The organism is Allocoleopsis sp., assembly GCF_036703385.1.
Lineage (GTDB): Bacteria > Cyanobacteriota > Cyanobacteriia > Cyanobacteriales > Coleofasciculaceae > Allocoleopsis.
Window position 1 is genome coordinate 1 of sequence record NZ_DATNPA010000541.1, and the last position, 2,799, is coordinate 2,799.

The window sequence follows — 2,799 nt, forward strand, 5'->3', positions numbered from 1 at the left end:
GACTGGCTCGGCAACGAGTTCATGAGGAAACTAAAAAAGGGTACAAGTCAGTCACTTCGCCAAAACTCAGCAGATGGTTGATACCACATTAAAGCATTTGATTATTGGGGCTGGTTTTGTGGGATTGGGCATGGCTCAAGCACTCAAAGCTGCTGATATTCCATACGATCAGGTTGATGCTCATTAGACCTCTTGCATAAATCTGGAATGCCCCCTAAATCCCCCAATTCTGGGGGACTTTGAATATATTCTCCCCCCAGAATTGGGGGGCTGGGGGGCGAAAGTTGACTTTTGCAAGAGACGTTCATGAGCATCTGCTCACACTCCAGGATGAAAGGAGACTTTCAAAACAGGTCTAATATCCTAACTTTAGTAACCGCCCACTCTCTCCCTGACTTTTCACAGCATCTTTCGCATTGCTCTTGAGCAATGCGTCGTAGGTAAAAGCGGCAAACTTCTGCTAAGGATGGCATTTCCTCACCTATCCAAACTAATACCAATTTCATAAAAATGGTATTCAACGCTTTTGTCTCAAAATTCCACGTCTTCGCGCTCATTTCCCTGAGAATTAGTAGTAATTGTACCTTTCGTTGCCCAACAAATTGTTTCAATCTGCCTCGCTAACATTGCTACAGTTGGTGTTTCAAATAACTGGCTTACAGGCAACTCTACTCGGAAGGCGTCGCGTATCCGGGAGGTTAGCTGTGTGGCTAGCAGAGAATGACCGCCCAATTCAAAGAAATTGTCGTGAATCCCTACCTGTTGCTTCCCCAAAAGCTTACCCCAAATTCTCGCTAGCTCCTCTTCGATCGCAGTTCGTGGTGCCACATAATCTTCTTGGATATCAAGATTGAGTGTATCAATCTTAGGTAGCAGACGACGCTCTATTTTGCCATTGGGTGTCAATGGCAGGGATTTTAGCACCACATAGGCTAAAGGCACCATGTACTGTGGTAATTTCTCTGTGAGGAATTCACGTAGCAGGGGCGTCAAACCTTGCGTTCCTACAGTAGATGTGTACTCCGGGTTCAAAACAATATAAGCCACCAACTGCTTATCACCAGGTATGTCCTCCTGCACAATCACCACTGTCTGGAATACTGCCGGATGTTGACTCAGCACGGCCTCGATTTCTCCCAATTCGATGCGAAAGCCACGAATTTTTACCTGATTGTCAATACGACCTAAAAACTCGATGTTACCGTCTGGTCGATAGCGAGCTAAGTCACCTGTTTTATACAGGCGATCGCTAGAAGGAAACGAGCAAACAGGAAAATCTTCCTTGGTTCCTTTTTCATGAATATAGCGGTTCTCCAATGAGTGGAGTACAGTCAGACCTAACCCCCAACCCCCTTCCCTACTAGGGAAGGGGGCTAAATTCAAAGCCTCTCTCCTTGCAGGAGAGAGGTTAGAACTGTACCGCACACAACTGAGAAACGCTATAAACGGATTAGAAATGAATCGCTCATCTGTTAATTCCGAGTGGTTAAGATAGCCTCGCGCCAGCCCATCTCCCCCGATATATAACTCTCCTGGAATACCAATCGGGACAGGCTGTAGCTGCCCATCCAACAAATAAATTTGTGTATTTGTTAGGGGGCGACCAATAGGGATAGATGTTGCTGATTCTGGTACATCCTGCACCCTATAAAAAGAAGAAAATGTTGTCCCCTCTGTCGCCCCATAAACATGAAGTAAATTTTTAGGCGGACTCTTCTTGAGAACCTTTTTAACCCGTCTAGGATCGACAGCCTCTCCACCAAATAGCAAGTATCTCAACGATTCAAAAGCGTGTGGGACATCTCTGGCAATTTGTTGGAACAAGGCGGTAGTCAAGAACAGAACGGTGATGCCCTCTTGACGCAGCTTTAAGGCAAAACTGTGAGGTGAAAGGGTGACATCTCTGCTAATTTCAATCAGTTGAGCGCCATGAAGGAGTGCTCCCCAAATCTCGAATGTTGCTGCATCGAAGGACATATTCGAGGCTTGAGCAACCTTATCAGAGGAGTCTAACTGAATGTAATTTGTGTTGCATACCAGACGATTGACAGCTTTGTGAGGAACTGCAACTCCTTTGGGTTTTCCTGTCGAGCCAGAGGTGTAGATAACGTAAGCTAAGTTATCGCTGATTACGCTGCTGGTTGGGTTTTGTGAACTCTCTTGAGCTATCGCGTTCCAGTCAGTATCTAGACAAATTACTCTAGGATTTTGGATTGGAGAATCTTGTTGAGCCTCAGTGATAACATTCGGTAATCGCTCGACTAACTTCTCCTGTGTTAGAAGTACCGATACCTGAGAGTCTTCAAGCATGAAACGAAGGCGCTCGGAGGGATAACTAGAGTCAAGAGGTACATAGGCTCCTCCAGCTTTCAGGATGCCCAACATCCCCACTATCATCTCTACAGAACGCTCTACACAAAGTCCGACTAAGACTTCCGCACCTACCCCTAGTTTTTGTAAGTAATGCGCTAGTTGATTGCTGCGGTGGTTTAGCTCTCGGTAAGTGAACTGTTTAGTGGTTGAAAATTGTACGTTAGCAGATTGCTCTTGATAACCTTCAACCTTCAACCCATCCGAACCTTCCACTTTTAAATCTGGAAATACCAAAGCGATCGCATCGGGTGTTCGCTCTACTTGTTCTTCAAACAACTGATGGATGCACTGGTTGTGGGGATAATCGGCAAAGGTATCATTCCATGCCACCAGCAACTGATGACGCTCAGCTGCACTCAAGAGGGGTAAGTTTGCAATCCTGGCTTGTGGATTTGCAACGATGCCCTCCAGCAGTGTTTTAAAATG

The 2,799-nt window shown here is 45.8% G+C and carries 2 protein-coding genes; both read right to left on the bottom strand.

Features of this window, described 5'->3' with window-relative positions; all coding sequences use genetic code 11:
- Window positions 1–344 precede the first annotated feature (344 nt).
- Window positions 345–521, bottom strand: coding sequence for a hypothetical protein (locus V6C93_RS26320; RefSeq protein WP_333479630.1), 177 nt, complete (start codon window positions 519–521; stop codon window positions 345–347).
- 10 nt (window positions 522–531) lie between these two features.
- On the bottom strand, window positions 532–2,799 hold a 2,268-nt coding region (locus tag V6C93_RS26325), incomplete at its 5' end, for a non-ribosomal peptide synthetase (RefSeq protein WP_333479631.1).